Origin of the sequence: Enterococcus sp. DIV2467a (genome assembly GCF_050532945.1) — a bacterium.
Classification (GTDB): Bacteria; Bacillota; Bacilli; order Lactobacillales; family Enterococcaceae; genus Enterococcus; species Enterococcus faecalis.
In genome coordinates this window covers 644,552-663,122 of the sequence record NZ_CP172896.1, presented here as the reverse complement: position 1 = coordinate 663,122, position 18,571 = coordinate 644,552, and the positions used below count along the sequence as shown (strand labels likewise).

General features: G+C 37.8%; 20 protein-coding genes and 1 riboswitch. Of the genes, 4 read left to right on the top strand and 16 right to left on the bottom strand.

The features are described 5' to 3' along the window. Positions 1 to 191: 191 nt before the first annotated feature. Positions 192 to 2,375, top strand: coding sequence for an anaerobic ribonucleoside-triphosphate reductase (nrdD, locus tag IGL80_RS03155; RefSeq protein ID WP_430598485.1), 2,184 nt, complete (start codon positions 192 to 194; stop codon positions 2,373 to 2,375). A 32-nt stretch (positions 2,376 to 2,407) separates the two neighbouring features. Next, positions 2,408 to 3,004 carry an anaerobic ribonucleoside-triphosphate reductase activating protein gene (nrdG, locus tag IGL80_RS03150; RefSeq protein ID WP_002356379.1) on the top strand — a complete coding sequence of 199 codons (597 nt, stop codon included), beginning with the start codon at positions 2,408 to 2,410 and terminating at the stop codon, positions 3,002 to 3,004. Between the two features lie 44 nt (positions 3,005 to 3,048). Here the strand turns inward: nrdG and dinB are convergent, their stop codons facing one another. The 15 genes from dinB to IGL80_RS03075 all read right to left on the bottom strand — a co-directional run bounded on the left by dinB (position 3,049) and on the right by IGL80_RS03075 (position 14,627). Further along, positions 3,049 to 4,164, bottom strand: a complete 1,116-nt coding sequence (gene dinB, locus IGL80_RS03145; RefSeq protein ID WP_301337053.1) for a DNA polymerase IV — start codon at positions 4,162 to 4,164, stop codon at positions 3,049 to 3,051. A 128-nt stretch (positions 4,165 to 4,292) separates the two neighbouring features. Next, positions 4,293 to 5,051: an ABC transporter permease gene (locus IGL80_RS03140; protein ID WP_002356377.1), complete on the bottom strand. Its 759-nt coding sequence runs from the start codon at positions 5,049 to 5,051 to the stop codon at positions 4,293 to 4,295. Beyond that, positions 5,035 to 5,697, bottom strand: coding sequence for an ABC transporter ATP-binding protein (locus tag IGL80_RS03135; protein ID WP_002359439.1), 663 nt, complete (start codon positions 5,695 to 5,697; stop codon positions 5,035 to 5,037). Before IGL80_RS03135 ends, IGL80_RS03140 begins: the two co-directional genes overlap by 17 nt. 14 nt (positions 5,698 to 5,711) lie before the next feature. Beyond that, positions 5,712 to 6,584 carry a 16S rRNA (cytidine(1402)-2'-O)-methyltransferase gene (gene rsmI / locus IGL80_RS03130; protein WP_002359438.1) on the bottom strand — a complete coding sequence of 291 codons (873 nt, stop codon included), beginning with the start codon at positions 6,582 to 6,584 and terminating at the stop codon, positions 5,712 to 5,714. 111 nt (positions 6,585 to 6,695) lie between these two features. After that, positions 6,696 to 7,043, bottom strand: coding sequence for a DNA replication initiation control protein YabA (locus IGL80_RS03125; protein WP_002356372.1), 348 nt, complete (start codon positions 7,041 to 7,043; stop codon positions 6,696 to 6,698). Continuing rightward, positions 7,036 to 7,875 carry a PSP1 domain-containing protein gene (locus tag IGL80_RS03120; protein WP_002356371.1) on the bottom strand — a complete coding sequence of 280 codons (840 nt, stop codon included), beginning with the start codon at positions 7,873 to 7,875 and terminating at the stop codon, positions 7,036 to 7,038. Before IGL80_RS03120 ends, IGL80_RS03125 begins: the two co-directional genes overlap by 8 nt. Before the next feature lie 116 nt (positions 7,876 to 7,991). Continuing rightward, positions 7,992 to 8,942 carry a DNA polymerase III subunit delta' gene (gene holB, locus IGL80_RS03115; RefSeq protein WP_002404418.1) on the bottom strand — a complete coding sequence of 317 codons (951 nt, stop codon included), beginning with the start codon at positions 8,940 to 8,942 and terminating at the stop codon, positions 7,992 to 7,994. Position 8,943: 1 nt separating this feature from the next. Further along, positions 8,944 to 9,273, bottom strand: a complete 330-nt coding sequence (locus IGL80_RS03110) for a cyclic-di-AMP receptor (protein WP_002356367.1) — start codon at positions 9,271 to 9,273, stop codon at positions 8,944 to 8,946. Between the two features lie 19 nt (positions 9,274 to 9,292). Then, positions 9,293 to 9,931: a dTMP kinase gene (gene tmk / locus IGL80_RS03105; RefSeq protein WP_002356366.1), complete on the bottom strand. Its 639-nt coding sequence runs from the start codon at positions 9,929 to 9,931 to the stop codon at positions 9,293 to 9,295. Between the two features lie 208 nt (positions 9,932 to 10,139). Continuing rightward, complete coding sequence (gene recR / locus IGL80_RS03100) at positions 10,140 to 10,736, bottom strand: recombination mediator RecR (RefSeq protein ID WP_002356363.1); 597 nt, start codon at positions 10,734 to 10,736, stop codon at positions 10,140 to 10,142. A gap of 179 nt (positions 10,737 to 10,915) precedes the next feature. Next, positions 10,916 to 11,338, bottom strand: coding sequence for a hypothetical protein (locus IGL80_RS03095; RefSeq protein WP_002359435.1), 423 nt, complete (start codon positions 11,336 to 11,338; stop codon positions 10,916 to 10,918). A gap of 31 nt (positions 11,339 to 11,369) precedes the next feature. Next, a complete protein-coding gene (gene tenA / locus IGL80_RS03090; protein WP_002359434.1) occupies positions 11,370 to 12,053 on the bottom strand; it encodes a thiaminase II in 684 nt (227 codons plus the stop codon). An 11-nt stretch (positions 12,054 to 12,064) separates the two neighbouring features. Further along, positions 12,065 to 12,718, bottom strand: a complete 654-nt coding sequence (locus IGL80_RS03085; protein ID WP_002359432.1) for a CbiQ family ECF transporter T component — start codon at positions 12,716 to 12,718, stop codon at positions 12,065 to 12,067. After that, on the bottom strand, positions 12,709 to 14,067 hold the full coding sequence (locus IGL80_RS03080; protein ID WP_002356358.1) for an ABC transporter ATP-binding protein: 1,359 nt from the start codon (positions 14,065 to 14,067) through the stop codon (positions 12,709 to 12,711). The genes IGL80_RS03085 and IGL80_RS03080 overlap by 10 nt, the downstream gene beginning before the upstream one ends. Continuing rightward, entirely contained in the window at positions 14,064 to 14,627 is a 564-nt protein-coding gene (locus IGL80_RS03075) for an ECF transporter S component (RefSeq protein ID WP_002359429.1), read from the bottom strand. The genes IGL80_RS03080 and IGL80_RS03075 overlap by 4 nt, the downstream gene beginning before the upstream one ends. A gap of 104 nt (positions 14,628 to 14,731) precedes the next feature. Beyond that, positions 14,732 to 14,822, bottom strand: a riboswitch (TPP riboswitch). Positions 14,823 to 15,000: 178 nt separating this feature from the next. Between IGL80_RS03075 and IGL80_RS03070 the strand changes: the two genes are divergently transcribed. Next, a complete protein-coding gene (locus IGL80_RS03070) occupies positions 15,001 to 15,786 on the top strand; it encodes a TraX family protein (RefSeq protein ID WP_002356353.1) in 786 nt (261 codons plus the stop codon). Between the two features lie 163 nt (positions 15,787 to 15,949). Then, a complete protein-coding gene (locus IGL80_RS03065; RefSeq protein ID WP_002359427.1) occupies positions 15,950 to 17,311 on the top strand; it encodes an MFS transporter in 1,362 nt (453 codons plus the stop codon). Positions 17,312 to 17,361: 50 nt separating this feature from the next. Here IGL80_RS03065 and IGL80_RS03060 read toward each other — a convergent pair whose 3' ends face one another. After that, complete coding sequence (locus tag IGL80_RS03060) at positions 17,362 to 18,552, bottom strand: MFS transporter (protein ID WP_002359426.1); 1,191 nt, start codon at positions 18,550 to 18,552, stop codon at positions 17,362 to 17,364. Between the last annotated feature and the right edge of the window lie 19 nt (positions 18,553 to 18,571).

Genomic DNA, 18,571 nt, shown 5'->3' with positions numbered 1-18,571 from the left:
GAATTTTTTTCACGCAAAAAAATTTGCTCAATCCTTTTCTTCATTTGTTTTCATATTTTTTCAAAACAGTGCAAGCACAATATATAGTGTTTGTCTAGTGATATTTTACTAAAAATACGCAATATATCGATTGAATTTAGCCGACCTTTGTATTAGGATAGTTACTAACGAGATATAAGGAGCTGGATAAAATGATGAAGATTACTGATGAAAAAGCCGAGGATGTTAATCTCTCAACAATTAAAGTCGTCAAACGGGATGGTCGTTTAGTGACTTTCGATGATCAAAAAATATACGACGCTTTGATCAAAGCTGAACAAAAAATACATGACCAAGTCACTCCTTTGACACATCAAAAAGTCCAATCGATTGTTGCCGATGTCAATCGAGAAATTGCCGAACGTTTTACCAATAACGTAAAAATTTATGAAATTCAAAATATTGTGGAACATACTCTGCTATCCAACAATGAATATGCCTTAGCCGAAGAATACATTCATTACAGAACCCAACGTGATTTTGAGCGTAGTAAAGCGACTGATATTAATGTATCTATCGGCAAATTAATTAATAAAGATCAGACTGTCGTGAACGAAAATGCCAACAAAGACAGTGACGTTTTTAATACGCAACGTGATCTAACCGCTGGGATTGTTGGAAAATCAATTGGTTTAAAGATGTTGCCTTCACACGTGGCTAATGCCCATCAAAAAGGCGACATTCATTACCACGATTTAGATTATCATCCATATACGCCCATGACAAACTGCTGTTTAATTGATTTTAAAGGCATGCTAAACAATGGCTTTAAAATTGGGAACGCTGATGTCGAATCACCAAAATCAATTCAAACGGCCACTGCACAAATTTCTCAAATTATTGCCAATGTAGCTTCCAGTCAATATGGTGGTTGCTCTGCCGATCGGATTGATGAATTATTAGCGCCTTTTGCGGAACGTAATTATGATAAACATTTAGCAGATGCGCAAGAATGGATTGAAGGAGAAGAACGCCAAAAAGCATTCGCTCGGAAGAAAACGAAAAAAGATATTTTTGATGCCATGCAAAGTCTTGAGTATGAAATTAATACCTTATTTACTTCCAATGGACAAACCCCTTTTACTTCTCTGGGATTTGGTTTAGGTACCAACTGGTTTGAGCGAGAAATTCAACGGGCGATTTTACAAATCCGAATTAATGGTTTAGGGATTGAAAAACGAACAGCTATTTTCCCAAAACTGATTTTCACAATTAAACGAGGCGTCAATGCGCAACCTACTGATCCAAACTACGATATTAAACAACTGGCACTGGAATGCGCAACGAAACGCATGTATCCTGATGTTTTAAACTATGATAAAATCGTTGAACTAACAGGTAGTTTTAAGGTACCAATGGGCTGTCGTTCCTTTTTACAAGGCTGGAAAGACGAACAAGGTGAAGAAGTAAATGTTGGCCGAATGAATTTAGGCGTTGTGACCTTGAACTTACCAAGAATCGCTTTAGAAGCGCAAGGAAGTCAAGAAAAGTTCTGGCAAATTTTAAATGAACGTTTAGCGATCGTTAAAGATGCTTTGGTTTATCGGGTTGAACGTGTTAAAGAAGCTAAACCAGCGAATGCACCGATTTTATACATGTATGGTGCATTTGGAAAACGTTTAGCTACACAGGATGCCGTAGATGAACTGTTTAAAAACAAACGTGCCACGGTTTCGCTTGGCTATATTGGCTTGTACGAAGTGGCTTCTGCCTTTTACGGCGGTGCTTGGGAGGACAATCAAGAGGCCAAAAACTTTACACTGGATATTTTAAAAGAACTGAAAAAAAATGCCGACAACTGGGGCAATGAATACGGCTATCATTTTAGTGTCTACTCTACACCGAGCGAAAGCTTGACTGACCGTTTTTGCCGTTTAGATACTGAAAAATTTGGCATCGTCGAAAATATTACAGATAAAGAATATTACACAAATAGTTTCCATTATGATGTACGCAAAAATCCAACGCCTTTTGAAAAACTTGATTTTGAAAAGGATTATCCAAAATACTGTTCTGGTGGTTTTATCCACTACTGTGAATACCCCATGTTACAGCAAAATCCCAAAGCACTTGAAGCTGTCTGGGATTACGCTTATGACAAAGTTGGCTATTTAGGAACCAATACGCCAATTGATCATTGTTATGCCTGTGGTTTTGAAGGGGACTTCCATCCAACTGAACGTGGCTTTGAATGTCCAGAATGTGGCAATCATGATCCTAAGACTTGTGATGTCGTTAAACGGACTTGTGGTTATTTAGGTAACCCGCAAGCTCGCCCAATGGTACACGGTCGTCACAAAGAAATTTCCTCTCGTGTGAAACATTTAAAAAATTAAACTCGATTATTCTATAGAAAGAAGTTTTGCTGATGCGTAATCCGAAACCACAAGAATGGAAAACCGAAGACTACAGCCAAAAAAAGATTGCCGATTACAAAGCGTTCAACTTTGTTGATGGCGAAGGTGTACGCAATAGTTTATATGTGAGCGGCTGTCTCTTTGCTTGTGAAGGTTGTTTTAACAAAGCTGTCCAAAATTTCAATTACGGTACGCCGTTTACAGAATCTTTAATGAATCAAATTATTGAAGATTTGTCCCATGACTATGTCCAAGGTTTGACTCTTTTGGGTGGTGAACCTTTTCTGAATACAGATGTTTGTCTTAGTGTGGTCAAACGTGTGCGGGAAACATTTGGCTCAGCCAAAGATATCTGGTCTTGGTCTGGGTATACCTTTGAAGAACTACTTTTAGAAACGCCTGATAAGCTTGAACTACTCCATTCAATTGACATTTTAGTTGATGGGCGCTTTGAACTGGCAAAACGTAATTTAAATTTACAATTTCGTGGCAGTAGTAATCAACGGATTATTGATGTACCCAAATCACTTGCTGCTGGCAAAGCTGTTATTTGGGAAAAATGTCATGACGCCGAAACGTCTTATGAACAAATCAAAAAATCAATTTAAAAAAGTTAGCCCTTTAGCCATCTCTTGAGGATGTGTCTAAAGGGCTAACTTTTTTCCCATAAAGGTAAAACAATGTTTTCATACGCTAGTGGATCTAAATTCGTTAAAGTAATGCCTAATAAACGGATTCCTTGTTCTAAACCTAAAATATCTTCCCAAATTAAATTCGCTTGATAGAAAAGTTCTTCTTTTTTAGAAATATATTCAGGTAATGTCACACGTTTCGTAATCGTCGTATAGTCAGTATAACGAACTTTCAGGACTACTGTTTTGCCATGTTTTTGCACTCGTTGCAATGCACGCTCAACACCTGCTGCTAATTGTCTCAATTGAGCCGTAACCTGCTCTTCCGTCGTTAAAGGGGTGCCGTAAGTATGTTCCTTGCCTACCGACTTACGATCTCTAGTCACTTGAACTGGCGCATCATGGATACCGCGGACTTTACGATACAATGAATAACCCATTTTACCGAATAACCGAATCAACGTCATCTCATCTTGCTTGTATAAATCTGCTCCAGTAAAAATCCCTAGTTCATGCATTTTAGGCACTGTTTTTTTGCCGATTCCGTGAAAATCTTCAATCGGTAATGCTTTCAAAAAATCTTCGGCCTCTTCTGGTAAGACAACCGTCAGGCCCTTTGGTTTCTGAAAATCTGATGCTAACTTGGCTAAAAACTTATTGTAACTAACACCTGCCGAGCAAGTTAACTGCAATTCATGCCAAATATCATATTGGATCATTTTCGCAATTTTAATAGCCGACTTACTGTTGACCTTATTTTCAGTTACATCTAAATACGCTTCGTCAATAGATACTGGTTCAATCACATCTGTATAGCGGCGAAAAATTTCACGGATTTCTTGAGAAATTTCACTATATTTCTGATAATTACCTGGCTTAAAAATGGTACTTGGACATAGTTCATACGCCTTTTGAGCACTCATAGCCGAGTGAATACCGTACTGTCGAGCAATATAATTCGCTGTAGTCACCACTCCTTTGCCCCCAGTATCACTTGGATGGCGCGCAATAACTAACGGATGTCCTACTAGCTCTGGATGATCTCGTTCTTCAACTGAAGCAAAAAACGCATCCATATCTATATGTATAATTTTTCTCGACGTATCTTTTTTTAAGGGAAAACGTAATTCGCTCATCATTTTGATTCGCCTCCTCCCTCCATTATATACGAACGTCCGTTCTTTTTCAAATTGAAACTTCTTTATTTCAACCAGAAAAAACTGAAAATCCGTGAAGTTATAAACACAGATTTCCAGCTTTTTAATTAAACAACCAATTGTTTTTGTTGATTATAGTAACCTTTATAGGCAAGATAAGTTGCAATTACTGAACCAATACTTGTTGCTGATAGCAACATAAAAGTCACCATAATCTGATATTTTATCGCATGGACCGGATCAACGCCCGCAAAAATCAAGCCTGACATCATCCCAGGTAAACTAACAATTCCGACAGTTTTGGCAGAATCAATCGTCGGCGCCATCCCGGTTTTCACACTTTGTTGGATGATTGGTAAAGAGGCGAGTTTGATAGTTGCACCTAATGCTAGCTTCTCCATTACCGCTTGCCGTTGGTTTTGAAAAAGAGTATCTAAATTGCGATAGCATAAACCAATTGCCACCATCGAATTGCTGGCAATCATCCCACTGATAGGAATGATTTGAGAAGGAATAAATTTAATAGAACCAGAAAAAATCAAAATACCAATGGTAATTCCTGTACTACAGCCAATTGCAATGAAAGAAATCAAAAAGCCCTTTTGTAATTGCTGGCTGCGTTTTTTTGCATTAAAGGCTGCGTTGGAAACAATCACCAAAACCATGATGAGCGTTAAAATCAGGTTATTGACTTGAAAAACATATTTTAATAAATAGCCGACTGCGACTAATTGAATGACTGCTCGAATCACACTAATAATAATATCTTTGGTAAAACCTAATTTTTCTTTAGTACTAATAATTAATGCGACCACTACTAGCATGGCTGAAAAAAATAAGGATAAATTATTAACTGCTAAATCCATCTGTCGGCGCCACCTTTCCTGCTACAATACGAATCACTTGCTGTGCTTGCTGAATTTCTTCGGTATCATGCGTGATACGAACCAGCGTGACTCCTTGCTCTTTGTTTAATTGGTTTAACAATTGATTGACAATTTGTTTGCTTTCTTCATCTAATCCCGTTGTAACTTCGTCTAATAATAAAACATCTGGTACAAAAATAATGTTTCGTAGCAAAGCAACCCGTTGTCGCTCACCACCAGAGAGTTCGGCTATTTTCTTTTCAAGATAAGCAGCGGGCAATTTCACTTGTTGGAGCAATGCCACGACTTTTTCCTGATTAAACGCTTCTTGTCTGACGGTAAATGGAAATAATAAATTATCATACACGGTTTCACCAAATAAAGTTGGCTGCTGAAAACAATAAGAAACCTTTTGGCGGTATGTTTCGATTGGCATTGTAGTAATTGGCGCTTCTTGATAAAAAATTTCGCCTTCTGTAGGACTTAATAATGAAGATAAAATTTTTAAAAATGTACTTTTCCCGCTACCTGAAGGACCAACAATTGTTGTATTGCTGCCTGTTTCAAATGACAAATCAATATCAGAAAGAATGCTACGACCATTTACTTGATAAGACACGCCTTCTGCTCGCAATAAATTACTCATGTTTCTCTCCTTTTTTAAATGGAATGATATTCTTTATATACTTCTTGTTTTTTTACATTTCTCAATTTGGCCACTTCTTTGATTGCCTCTTTTGAACTCCGTCCCTCTTCCTCCATTAAAACTTGTACATGTTCTTTGAGGGAAATAGCTGGCATTGCTGCTATTGTCTCTTTCTCACCAGTAAATCCGCTAACTAATAAACAACACTCGCCTTTTAGCGTATTTTCTGCTAAATATTCTGTTAGTTCTCCTAAGGTACCACGCAAATACTCTTCATGAAGTTTCGTTAATTCTCGACAAATCACAGCGGGACGTTCTTGACCATAGACTTCAGCAAACGTTGCGACCGTTTTAGCAATCCGATAGGGGGACTCATAAAAAATCTGTGTCGGCCGTTCTTCTTTTAATGCTGATAACACGTCTTTCTGTTCCTTTTTCTTTCTTGGTAAAAAACCATAAAACGTAAATGGCTGTGGTAAAAGGCCCGAGGCAATCAAGGCGGTCATTCCTGCCGTAGGTCCTGGCAAGGCAATCACTGCCAGTTCTTCTTCAAGACATGCTGTAACCAATTCATGACCAGGATCACTAATTGAAGGCATACCTGCATCGCTAACTTGGGCAATCGTTTCACCATTCAGCAATCGTGTAATCAGTTGAGGAATTCGCTCTTTGTAATTATGTTCGTGTAAACTAATTTGTGGCGTTGTAATCTCAAAATGATTTAGCAATTTTTGTGTGTTTCTTGTGTCCTCACTAGCAATCACCGTTGCTTCTTTCAATATGTTTAAACAACGAATACTCATATCTTCTAAATTGCCGATCGGTGTTGGGACAAGATACAATTTTCCTTTTGTTGTTTGCTTATCAAAACTTTTCTGTTTTTGCATAGCGCATCCCTCATTTTCCTTTTTCGTTCTATAAATAGATAAAGGTTTGATTTGACAATCGATTGACTGTCAAACCAAACCTTTCCTTTTTATTTGCAGTGTCCACTAGACTTAACGCGTACGTTCCCCATAAATAACATCAAGACAAAAGGCACATTCTTCATCATTTTCACGTCTTGAACCATATAAAATATTGCAGACATGGAAGCCCTCTTCATAAAGTTTTTCCAAATTCATACGTGATTTTGATAGCTCTTGTTTTTCAGTTTCAGTTGTATTTCCTGCTAACTTATTCAGTTCTTGGAGATGCTCCCGTAAGCGTTGGTTTTCGATTTCCAACGTGGTATTTTTTTCTACCAACTCATGGAGTGCTGCTTTAATTTCTCTTAATTGTGTCACGGAACTGTCTAAATCAGTTTCCAACGAATTTAATCCATCATAGAGCGAACGTTTATCCATTTTGATCACCTTTTTCAGCAGCAACTTTCGCAGTAGCTTCTTTGATTTCTTCGTAATCATAATCCGCTGCGATTTCACGACCATGCAGACGAACTTTGACAATCCGACTTAATAGATTCAACCCGACGACTTTACCTTTGCCATCTGGTGTTATTACTTCTTTTCCATAATCTGGTAATTCTTTTTTAGCGGCTTCATATTCGTCGTTTTCGTATTTCAAACAACACATTAAGCGGCCACATAATCCCGAAATTTTAACAGGATTTAAAGATAGCCCTTGATCTTTAGCCATTTTGATTGAAACTGGCATAAAATCTCCTAGAAATGTTGAGCAACATAGTTGTCTGCCACAAGGGCCAATGCCACCTAATATTTTCGCTTCATCTCGGACACCAATTTGACGTAACTCAATTCGCGTCCGGAAAATAGCCGCTAAGTCTTTGACTAATTCACGAAAATCAATTCGCCCATCTGCCGTAAAGTAAAAAATCATTTTGCTACGATCGAAGGTATATTCTACTCGCACTAATTTCATTTTTAAGTCATGAGCTCGAATTTTTTCATTGGCAATGCTTTTGGCAGCTTCTGCATCAGCCAAATTTTTTTGTTCTTTTTCTAAATCATTGGCTGTTGCTTTATTTAAAATGGGTTTTAGGTCCTCTGGTAAATCGTCTGAATCGACTGTTTTTTTAGGAATAGCAACAGTAGCTAATTGTTTTGACTGTTGAGATTCAACGAGTACTTTCTCATTATAAATATACTCAGATTTTCCAGGAGCAAAATAATAGATATGACCGGCTTCACGGAAGCGAACTCCTACTACTTCTACCATTTTATTCCTCCTAATCTAGTTCAAGTGAACGTCGCTTCAATCGGTTAAGGAACTTGCTGAAACAACTAAGTTCCTACTATATTATGAAACTGAATGCCACTTGGCACTTTTTTCCTTTATGATTTAGGGTGAATCATTTGGATAACTAATTGTTCACAAACATTTTGCCAACTAACATTGGCAGTCCATTTTTGGCGTGCTTTCAAAATTAGCGCCAACCGTTCCGCCTGCTCTTCCGTTACTTTTTTGGCTTGCTGTGTCGCAACACTTTCTTCCAATAATTGACGGTAATAAACCATGAGCAAGTCAAAGCTAAGCGCTTGTTGTTCTTTTTCCTTAAATACTTTGACCATTTTCTTCTGAACGTAGATAAATGCCTGTAAATCATTACTTTTTAGATAATTAAACCATTGCAAAATGATTTCCCTAGCTTCATTAAACCATTCATCTTGAGAGATTTCAACTGCTTTCTCAAAACTATTTGTCAGCTCAGCTAAAAGGATTGCAGTCTTTTCACCAATCCCCTGTTTGATTAAGCGATCAATTAATGTTTTTTTGACTAATGGTTGAAAATGTAAGGTTTGGCATCGTGATTGAATCGTTGGTAAAATTCGAGAAAGCGAAGTGGTTTCTAAAATAGCTAAAATTTGTCCTTCTGGTTCTTCTAAAAATTTTAAGAGACTATTGGCTGCGCCGGTACTCATTTTATCTGCTTCTTGAATTAAGAAAACTTTTTTAGCAGTCTCGACCCCACTTTTAGAAAACTCCGCTTTTAATTCACGGATTTGGTTCACTTTGATGGTTTGCCCATCTGGCGCAATTCTTAAAACATCTGGATGTTCATTTTCATTAATCCGCACACAATTATGGCATTCGTTACAAGGTTGTTGATTTACTAAATTCGTACAAAAGACATGTTTCGCCATCCATAAGCCAAATTCTTGTTTTCCAGTTCCTGTATCTCCTTCAAAAAGATAAGCATGGGCAAGACGACCATGCTCAAAACTTTTTTGGAGTTGCTTGTACAGCAAAGGTTGCATTTGCTGTAGCTGTTGTGCTTCATTCATCTTAATATTGATGGAATCCTTCAACTGGTAAGACGAAGCAAGTAGCGCCGCCTACTTCAACTTCCACAGGATAAGGAATTTGGCCATCCATTGTGATATCTAAAGTCACAGGTGTTGAAACATATTGTTTTCTTGATTGACATGTTTCTTTAATTAAAGCTAATGTTTCGTCGACACGTTCATCATCAATCCCAATAATAAATGTGCTGTTTCCCGCTTTTAAGAACCCACCTGTTGAGGATAATTTTGTAGCACGAATATTGGCATCAATAAATTCGTTGGCTAATCGGTTACTATCTTTGTCTTGTACAATGGCTAAAATAATCTTCATGGTCTACACCTTCCTATAATTAAAAGTTTTCTGGATAACGTTCAATAATCGCCTGATACGTTGCTTCTACGACAAGTTCTAAACTCATCCGTGCATCAATCTTTTTGATACGTTGTGGATTTTCTTCTGCTAATTTCAAATATTCATGACGAACACGTTGATGAAATTCTAATCCTTCTGAATCTAAGCGATCAATTTGCTGTGTTCGATTTTCTTGAATCCGCCGTAAGCCAGTATCTGAGTCAACGTCTAAATAAATTGTAAAATCTGGTGAGACACCTTCTGTCGCAAACGCATTAATTGAAGCAATTGGTGCAATCCCAATTCTACGCCCAGCGCCTTGGTAGGCTAATGAGCTGTCAACAAAACGATCACATAGGACTAAATGACCTGCTTCCAAAGCTGGCAAGATTTTTTCCACTAAATGTTGACGACGAGCAGCTGCGTAAAGTAAAGCTTCTGTTCGCTCATCCATTCTGTCATTTCTTGGATCTAAAATAACTGTTCGAATCTTTTCGGCAATCGGTATGCCGCCTGGTTCTCTTGTAGTGACAATTTTTCGTTTTGACTCTTTAGCTAATCTTTCAGAAACTTCCTTCAAAACACTGGTTTTACCAGCGCCATCTGGACCTTCAAATGTGATAAAAATACCCTGCACGTGCGAAAACTCCAATCAATTTTTACTTGTATCTATTATACTTCATCTTGCTCTATCAGTCTAATTGAAATCCTTATGTCCTATTTAAAGTGATGCATCCGCTGAAAAAAAGAAACTGAAAAAGAAGTACGGAAAAGCTTGAACTGCGACATTTTCTCACAGAAACGACCTACTTCGATTTCAACTTCTTTTTCCAACGATGTTTCTTTTAAATTTCTCGACGCCCTTCGACTGCTTTTAGCAAGGTTATTTCATCTGCATATTCAATATCGCTGCCGACAGACAAGCCGTGTGCCAAACGAGTAACGGTGATTCCAGCTGGTTTAATGAGCCGTGATAAATACATCGCCGTCGCTTCTCCTTCAGTGGTAGCGTTTGTTGCTATAATGACCTCTTTCACTTCATCATCGTGCAATCGTTTGATCAAAGAGGCAATATTAATATCTTCTGGTCCTGTTCCTTCCATCGGTGAAAGCACCCCGTGGAGTACGTGATACAAACCTTGATATTCACGCATTTTTTCCATTGCCATAACGTCTTTTGGTTCTTCCACTACTAAAATAATACTACGGTCACGATTTTTATCTTGGCAAATTTCACAAGGATCTTCTTCAGTAATATTTCCGCAAATACTACAGAAATGGAGATCTCTCTTGACACTAATTAGCGCTTTTGCAAAAGCATTAGCATCTTCTTCTTTCATATCAATTGTATAAAAAGCAAGCCGTGTCGCTGTTTTTTGACCAATTCCTGGTAATTTCATATAACTTTCAATCAATTTTGCAATCGGTTCTGGATAATTCATGAGGCTTCTACAGTCCTTTCTTAGCAAGGCGTTTCTGTTATTACTGAGCGAGTTATAACAGATTTTGCGTCACTGAATATCTTATCATGCCCTGTCAAAAAAGCAATATTTAACCGCTATTTAAAGAATCAAAAAAACTTCCACTTTGTTGTGACAAAATGGAAGTTTTTTTATTTTGCTCAAATTAAAAATCGCAATAGATAACGTACTAGTAATAATGGTAATACACCTTTCAAGAAAAAAAGAACTAATTCTCTTAGCTGAAATTCTGTACCTTGATACCGAATTCTACCTTTCAATTTGGTAATATTCAAATCATACAATCGTTCCTGAAATTTTTTTTCACCACAGATTGGACAAATAAATTTGTACAAGCTTTTTTGTGTATTCAACGTCTCTTTGCGGATATGAATACTCCACTTGATTTTTTCCTTTGTTTCCACAGTACTTAACTCATATTTTTCACCACAAGCCGTGCAACAAAACCTATGCGTTGTGCGTACCTCATTTGCTTCTTTACGCAGTTTCCGTAAGGTCAAAATCCCTTGATAAACAAAATTTCCAATGCCAACAATGAACAATAGTATACCAACACTTTTCATAAATTTATCCTCCTATTTTGATAAATTTATTTTACCACATGTTCATCTCTTCTTTTTGTATCCAGGTTTCATGTGTATAGGCCATTTCCCAAAAAGCGTATTCCATCTCACTGCTGATAACAAAAGCGGTGATCATAGCTGCTTGTTCTTGTGGTGAACTTTCTTCATATAATTGGTCTAACAGTTGGCGTTCCTCTTGGACGTGTTGGTACGCTTCCTCCCCAGCATAGGTTTCAATCCAACGTTGGTACAGTGGCTCTGGTGAGTGTTGTTTGACTAACTGTGCACCAATTTCTTGATAGAGCCAAGAACAAGGCAACATACTTGCTGCGGCCGTCTTAGGCGTTCCTTCAATAAGTTGGCGATACATATGAGAAACATAGTGATAAGCGGTTGGTGCAATCGGTGTCGCTGCAACTTCTTCTTCCGTAATTGCTAGTTCTTCAAAAAAAGTTTCACGAATAGCTAATTCGCCCAACGCGAGATTTTCCGCATTTGTTAAGAGTAATTTTTTCAATCGAGGTTGTTGCGTTTGTGCCGCAATCAAGCGATAAAGCTGACTAAAATGTTTTAAATAGTAATGATCTTGAATTAAATAGTAGCGAAAAATCGTTGGACTCAAGGTTCCTTCATGTAACTCTGTGATAAAAGGATGCTGAAAACTTCCTTGCCAAGAAGCTTGCGCTTGATCTTTGGCTTGTTCTGTAAATGTCATAGGTTTCTCCTTTACGTTAGAAAAATAAACAAATTGGTAAAAATGATGATCAAAATAGCAAGCCCCAGACTGACTTTTGCTGACACAAAATGCTCTTTTCGACTTCTGGTGGCTCCTTCTTCATAGCCATGGGCAGACATTGCTTCCGTATATTTATCTCGCCAAGAAACAGCAACGAGCAGTGTTTTAACATAAAGCATCGGCGACCAAAAATGAAACGTTTTGCCACGGAGTAGGCTTGCTTCTTTTAAATCATTAATTTCTCTTTTCACTTCCGGTAAGGCGTGAACCACCACTAAAATTCCATAAACAAAGTTTGGTGCTAGCCCCTTTTGTTCCAATAACAACAATAATTCTTCAAAATCAACGCCTACAGCAAAAGCTAGTCCTAAACCGGCAAAGGCATACGTTCGACTAAACAAAAGCCAGGCTTGTTGACTACTCGTACCATGCAAATAAATAGACCAAAACGTCCCGATTGCTGGTAAAAGTGGCAAGAAAAATAACCAAAGCAGTAAGCGGGATTTTCGCTGGCCTATTAAAAAAATGATACAACCCATAAAAACCGCCAAATTTGCCAAAATTGACTGAGAAAAAGATAATTCAAAGGTCAAAATAAGAATCAAAGAAGCATAAATTGCTGCATTTGTTTGCTTTATTTGCATGTGGTTCCCTCCTGCCAGATATTCAGTTGTTGCTGCAGCAATTCTATTCGGTAATTGCTCACGCCAGAGAGAGGTTCTAGCCGATGCGTGACGATTAGAAAATCTTGTTGCGCACTTTTTTCTTTGATCCATTCAACAAAATAATTGCATGCTCGCTCATCTAATCCAGCAAAAGGTTCATCTAAAAGTAAACAGTCCAAATCTAAGCTCAGCAAACTAATTAATTGCACCATCTTTTTTTGCCCTTCACTTAGTTGAAAAACACTGTGCTCTAGTTTTTCTTTTAAACCTAAAAAAGTTAAGGCTTCCTCTTGTTTTCTTCTTTTTTCTGCTGTCATGTTCTGACCAAACAAAAGCTCTTCTCGTAAAGTCAACGTGACAAACTGACGATTGGCTTGTTGCACCGCTAATGTCATGTGTTGATACAATTTTTTTGAAGCCCGCAAGCGGCGGCCTGCCAAGAACATTTTCCCTTGATATTTTTGTCTCTGAACGATGGCTTTTAATAAGGTGGATTTTCCCGCCCCATTTGGCCCCGTCAACGTGGTAATTCCTTTAAACAAAAGCGCTTCTTTTTCTTCAAGTAGCACTCGTTTTCCCTGAGACAAACGAAAATTTTTCAATTGGAGCATTGGTTGTTTTACCACAGAAGTTGTAAGCTGAAATGTCTGCGGTTTTGTTTTGATAAACGTCAACGGTTGTTTTTCAAACTGGCCGTTTTTCAACGTGACGACTTGGTCCACAACATCAGCGTAATCGTTGAAATCGTGGTCGCACACCAAAATCGTTTTGCCTGCTTGATGGAGTCTTGCTAAAATTTGAATAAATTGTTTTCGAGAGGTTGGATCAATACTTGCAAAAGGTTCATCTAATAAAAGAATATCTGGGTTCATTGCTAGCAGAACTGTCAACGCCGCTTTTTGTTTTTCACCACCAGATAACGTCGCTAATTCTCGTGTGAATAAGGTTTGAGTCTGAACAAGTTGAAGCGCTGTTTGGATTTTTCGGTTCATTTCTTCAGGCGAGATTCCTAAATTTTCTAAAGCAAAAATCAGTTCTCGTTCCAAGGTTTTCATTGTAAATTGTTGACTGGGGTTTTGAAACAGCATGCCAATTTTTTGCGCCTTTTCACGAGTTGATAATTGTCGACGTTCCATTCCTTCAATCAAAATTTCTCCTTGGTAATCAAGCGGAGCAAATCCGGCAATCAATCGTAAGAGCGTTGATTTTCCACTACCACTATCGCCAATTAATAAGGAAAACGTTCCTTGAGGAATTGCTAAATTTGTCTTTTCAAACAAGGGTTGTTCTCGTGAAAAGGACACAGCTTTTAATTGGATACTATTCATTTTGCCTTCACAGCTAACCCTTGCGCAGACTGATACATTCGTAAAATAACTTTCGTTAAGAAAATACCAAAGAAACAAATGGAAACGAACCGAACGCTAATTAAAGCAATGTTCATCCCCAGACCGTAATTGCCATAACCAAACTTAAAGTATTCATACACATAACTAAAAATAGTCGTCCCAATCGCACTATAAAATAACGTTAGTGTATCGTACCGTTTGTAGCGTGTCACAAAAAAGCCACTTTCACTACCTAGGCCTTGAATCACACCAGAAATTAATACACTAGGTCCGAAATACGAACCATAAAGCATTTCTGCCAAAGCGGCTAAAACTTCCGCCAAAACAGCACTTCCCGCTCGTGGAATCAGCATCGCTGCAATTGGTGCCACCATAGTCCACATTCCAAATAAAAGCTCATTGGCAAAGGGACTCAGTCCTAATGGTAACAGCGCAGCATTCAATAACGCATAGAGGAACCCTGCCCCCATAAAAACACCGCCAAACAAAAAGGCTAAAAAAGCGAGTAAGACGACTTGTTGCAATGACCATTTTTTCAATAAAAAAACTCCTTTCTCTTAACAAAAAGCAAAAGGAGTGACTTAAATAAACCCTGATAAAAGAAAACACACTCATCCTAGGACAGAATGAGTGCGTGAAAAATCAAAGTAAATCGGCATTTCCCTGCGACAGTACTAACTGCATCAGGTTCAATGGGTATCATCTCAGCCATAACAGCACCCCAAATGTTTTTTATTAAAATGTACTTTTACTATAGCATAGAATAATTATAAAAACTAGTCTTGGCACTTTTTTCTTTCATCAAAAGCTGAAGAAATCAAACAATTTTGTAAGATAACTGTTAGGCAAATAAATGGTTGGTTTTTATGAACTTTGTTATATTGTTCTTTATGAAAGAGAGGCGTTTATACTATGGGTAAAACATTAACTGGCTTTCATTTGAAAGTCATTGGGGTTATTTCAATGGTCTTTGACCATCTATTGCAATTTTTTAGTTTTTTAGGCGTGCCTGGTTGGTTCGGATGGATTGGACGAATTGCTGCACCTATTTTCTTATTTGAAAGTTCTGAAGGCTTCATTCACACAAGCAATCGGCGAAAATACATGTTCCGGTTATTGTTAGGCTTCTGGATTATGGGGATTCTGAACGGCATTTTAAATGCGTATTTTTCAACAGGTGGCTTAATTATCAATAATATTTTTGGGACGTTATTTTTAGGTACGGTCTACATGCAGTCTATGGACTATTTTAAACAAAAACAAATTGGTAAAGGGCTTCTTTGGTTTATTGTGCCTTTATTAATCAGTGCCCTACCTCTCGTTGTTTTTAGTTCTCCAGACATATTAAGCAACCCTGCTATCTTAATTGGTTTCCAAATTTTCAATCTGATTGTGCCATCACTAATGATGACAGAAGGTGGGTTTTTATTTGTTCTCTTGGCCGTAGCTTTTTATTTATTCCATGGCAAAAAGTGGTTACAAATTTCAGCAATTGGCGTTGTTGCGTTGATTTCAGCAGCCAGCTATAATTTCCAAGAACTATTCGGGGTGAACCACCAATGGATGATGATTTTAGCAGCGATTCCAATTGTTCTTTATAATGGTGAAAAAGGCCGTGGCATGCGGAATTTCTTTTATATTTTCTATCCAGCTCACATTGCTATTTTTGCAATTATTAGTTTCTTCATGCAACGTTAATTATTTTCTGCTTGACGATTGCCTAAAAACTGTTTACAATGCAACATGTAAACAAATCGTACAGATAACACGCAAGTTGCGTGTCGAGAGAGAGGCGGTTTCTATTCTTATAGAAACTGCTTCTATTTTTTTACGAAAAAATGAAAACTATAGAGGTGATTAAATGGAACAAAAAAACGTACGATTATTCCCTGCCGTTTTAGCGACAGGAATTATGTCTTTTGCTGGCGTATTAATTGAAACAGCAATGAATGTAACCTTTCCGACATTAACAAAGGAATTTGGTGTTTCCACTGGTACCGTGCAGTGGGTGACAACGATTTATTTATTAGTTATTTCTATCATGGTGCCCTTATCCAATTATTTATTAAAAACCTATTCGTTAAGACGCTTATTTATTGTTGCGAATCTTTTCTTTTTGATTGGTTTAGCGATTGATGTCTATTCGCCATCTTTCAGTATCTTGTTATTAGGCCGACTCTTCCAAGGGGCTAGCACTGGGATTGCTTTGCCACTGATGTTTCATATTATTTTGAACTTTACCCCGCTGGAAAAACGAGGAACGATGATGGGGGTAGGCACATTGACCACTTCAATTGCTCCAGCCATTGGTCCAACGTATGGTGGAATCTTAACATCTTCCCTGTCTTGGCACGCCATCTTTTTATTCTTAATTCCTATTTTACTACTTTCTTTGTTTATGGGCTTATCTGCTATTCCAGAAATACCTGTTAAAAAAACCACCACTCTTGATTTGGTTAGTTTAATTGGTATTGCCCTGTTATTTAGTGGTTTGTTGATGTTTTTAAGTAAAATTGGCACATTGTTTGGCTGGCTTTCACTTCTGGCAGCCGTTATTGGCTTTGTTATTTTTTATAAACGAGCAACGACCGCTGAACAGCCACTAGTACGTTTGACAATTTTAAAAAATCCCTCCTTCGTTTTATTTTTATGTGGCTTTTTAGTTTGTCAATTCTTATTGTTAGGTATTTCCTTTGTCTTACCAAACTTTGTTCAAATCGTCCTTGGAAAAAATGCGTTTGTAGCTGGGCTAGTCATGCTGCCAGGTGCTACAGTTGGGGCCATTTTGGCACCACTTTCTGGACGAGTGTTGGATCAATACGGCGCTAAAAAACCTATATTATTTGGCTTAAGTTTGGCGACAATCGGTTGGCTAGCTTTAACAATTTTACTAGAGATGCCTGTTTTATTAGGATTCGTCGCTGGACATGTTACCTATATGATTGGTCTAGGTTTTGCATACAGTAATATGATGACGACTGGTATGAGCTTGTTAGAGGAGAAAGATTTTGGCGACGGCAATACGTTATTTAATACACTTCAACAATTTTCTGGCGCTATTGCGACGGCCATTGTAGCGACGATTATTAATATCGCTCAAGACCACGCAGATAATTTTGCTCAGGGGACAACGATGGGCTCCCTCATTTCTCTGATTTTCTTGTTAACCTTATTAGTAATTGTTTTAATTGCTTGCTGGAATTATTTCCGCAAAAAAGCTTAAAAAAAAGCAGCTGGTCAGTTCCATAGTAACCAGCTGCTTTTTTTAGTTTTCTAAAGATAGTTGTTTTTTTGTTCTTCTTGCTTCCGAATATAAAGTACGAACAAGACAGCAATTAGTACGATAAAACCACCAAAAATCGGTGTATATGTTACTGATAAATGATCTGTGACCACCCCACCTGTCATTGAGCCAACGGTAATCCCAATATTAAAGGCTGCAATATTAAAAGCTGAGGCCAAAGTGATATCTTCTGGAACATACTTTTCCGCTAATTCTACAACATATAGTTGTAAACCAGGTACATTCATAAAGGCAAATAGACCCAACATCAAACTTGCTAATAAGCCTAGAAGACTGTTATCCATTAAAACAGTAATGAATAAAAAGACTAAGGACAGAATTAATAAGCTAAACATTTTTACTAACGAATCTAAAGGTTTTTTATTTGCCCAGTGACCACCTACTGTATTGCCAATTGCGACCATTACGCCATAAACAACTAAAATAATCACTACCGCGTTGGCTGAAAAGCCTAAATTTTCCAATAACGGTGACAAGTACGTATATGCAGCAAACGTTCCACCATAACCAAAAGCAGTAATTAGAAAAGAGAAAACGAGGGGTTTGTTCGTAAAAATCCGCGTGATTCCTTTTAAGTCAACCTTCCCTGGTATCGGTAAATTTTTGGGAACTAAAAAATAACTAGCAATCAGTCCCACCAAGCCAATACTGGCTATAAAAAGAAAGGACATATGCCAAGCTGTTTGTTGCCCAATAAACGTCCCTAAAGGTACACCAGTCACTGTTGCAACCGTTAAGCCCGTAAACATAATAGCAATGGCGCTGGCACGACGTGATGGCGGCACAACATCTGCGGCGATGACAGTCGAAACAGACATGAAAATGCCATGCGCCAATGCAGAAAGTATCCGCCCTACCAATAAAATAATAAACGTTGGCGCAAACGCAGCAATTAAATTCCCACTAATGAAAAGAAGCATAATCCCCAGCATTAATGAGCGACGATTCCATTTTCCTGTCAAAATTGTTAATAATGGCGCCCCAATCGTCACACCTAAAGCGTATAAAGAAACAGTCAAACCAGCTTGGGAAAGACTAATATGAAAACTTTTAACAATCATTGGTAATAAACCCACACTAATAAATTCTGTTGAACCGATTGCGAAAGCATTGATAGCTAATGCAAAGAGCGTTAAATTTGGTGAAATTTTCTTTTCCATTCTCTTCCTCCTAAAAAAC

Excerpts from the sequence above, each read along its gene's own strand:
- nrdD (WP_430598485.1), top strand. The coding sequence starts at position 192 with ATGATGAAGATTACTGATGAAAAAGCCGAGGATGTTAATCTCTCAACA.
- nrdG (WP_002356379.1), top strand. The coding sequence starts at position 2,408 with ATGCGTAATCCGAAACCACAAGAATGGAAAACCGAAGACTACAGCCAA.
- dinB (WP_301337053.1), bottom strand. The coding sequence starts at position 4,164 with ATGAGCGAATTACGTTTTCCCTTAAAAAAAGATACGTCGAGAAAAATT.
- IGL80_RS03140 (WP_002356377.1), bottom strand. The coding sequence starts at position 5,051 with ATGGATTTAGCAGTTAATAATTTATCCTTATTTTTTTCAGCCATGCTA.
- IGL80_RS03135 (WP_002359439.1), bottom strand. The coding sequence starts at position 5,697 with ATGAGTAATTTATTGCGAGCAGAAGGCGTGTCTTATCAAGTAAATGGT.
- rsmI (WP_002359438.1), bottom strand. The coding sequence starts at position 6,584 with ATGCAAAAACAGAAAAGTTTTGATAAGCAAACAACAAAAGGAAAATTG.
- IGL80_RS03125 (WP_002356372.1), bottom strand. The coding sequence starts at position 7,043 with ATGGATAAACGTTCGCTCTATGATGGATTAAATTCGTTGGAAACTGAT.
- IGL80_RS03120 (WP_002356371.1), bottom strand. The coding sequence starts at position 7,875 with ATGGTAGAAGTAGTAGGAGTTCGCTTCCGTGAAGCCGGTCATATCTAT.
- holB (WP_002404418.1), bottom strand. The coding sequence starts at position 8,942 with ATGAATGAAGCACAACAGCTACAGCAAATGCAACCTTTGCTGTACAAG.
- IGL80_RS03110 (WP_002356367.1), bottom strand. The coding sequence starts at position 9,273 with ATGAAGATTATTTTAGCCATTGTACAAGACAAAGATAGTAACCGATTA.
- recR (WP_002356363.1), bottom strand. The coding sequence starts at position 10,736 with ATGAATTATCCAGAACCGATTGCAAAATTGATTGAAAGTTATATGAAA.
- IGL80_RS03095 (WP_002359435.1), bottom strand. The coding sequence starts at position 11,338 with ATGAAAAGTGTTGGTATACTATTGTTCATTGTTGGCATTGGAAATTTT.
- tenA (WP_002359434.1), bottom strand. The coding sequence starts at position 12,053 with ATGACATTTACAGAACAAGCCAAAGATCAAGCGCAAGCTTCTTGGCAA.
- IGL80_RS03085 (WP_002359432.1), bottom strand. The coding sequence starts at position 12,718 with ATGCAAATAAAGCAAACAAATGCAGCAATTTATGCTTCTTTGATTCTT.
- IGL80_RS03080 (WP_002356358.1), bottom strand. The coding sequence starts at position 14,067 with ATGAATAGTATCCAATTAAAAGCTGTGTCCTTTTCACGAGAACAACCC.
- IGL80_RS03070 (WP_002356353.1), top strand. The coding sequence starts at position 15,001 with ATGGGTAAAACATTAACTGGCTTTCATTTGAAAGTCATTGGGGTTATT.
- IGL80_RS03065 (WP_002359427.1), top strand. The coding sequence starts at position 15,950 with ATGGAACAAAAAAACGTACGATTATTCCCTGCCGTTTTAGCGACAGGA.
- IGL80_RS03060 (WP_002359426.1), bottom strand. The coding sequence starts at position 18,552 with ATGGAAAAGAAAATTTCACCAAATTTAACGCTCTTTGCATTAGCTATC.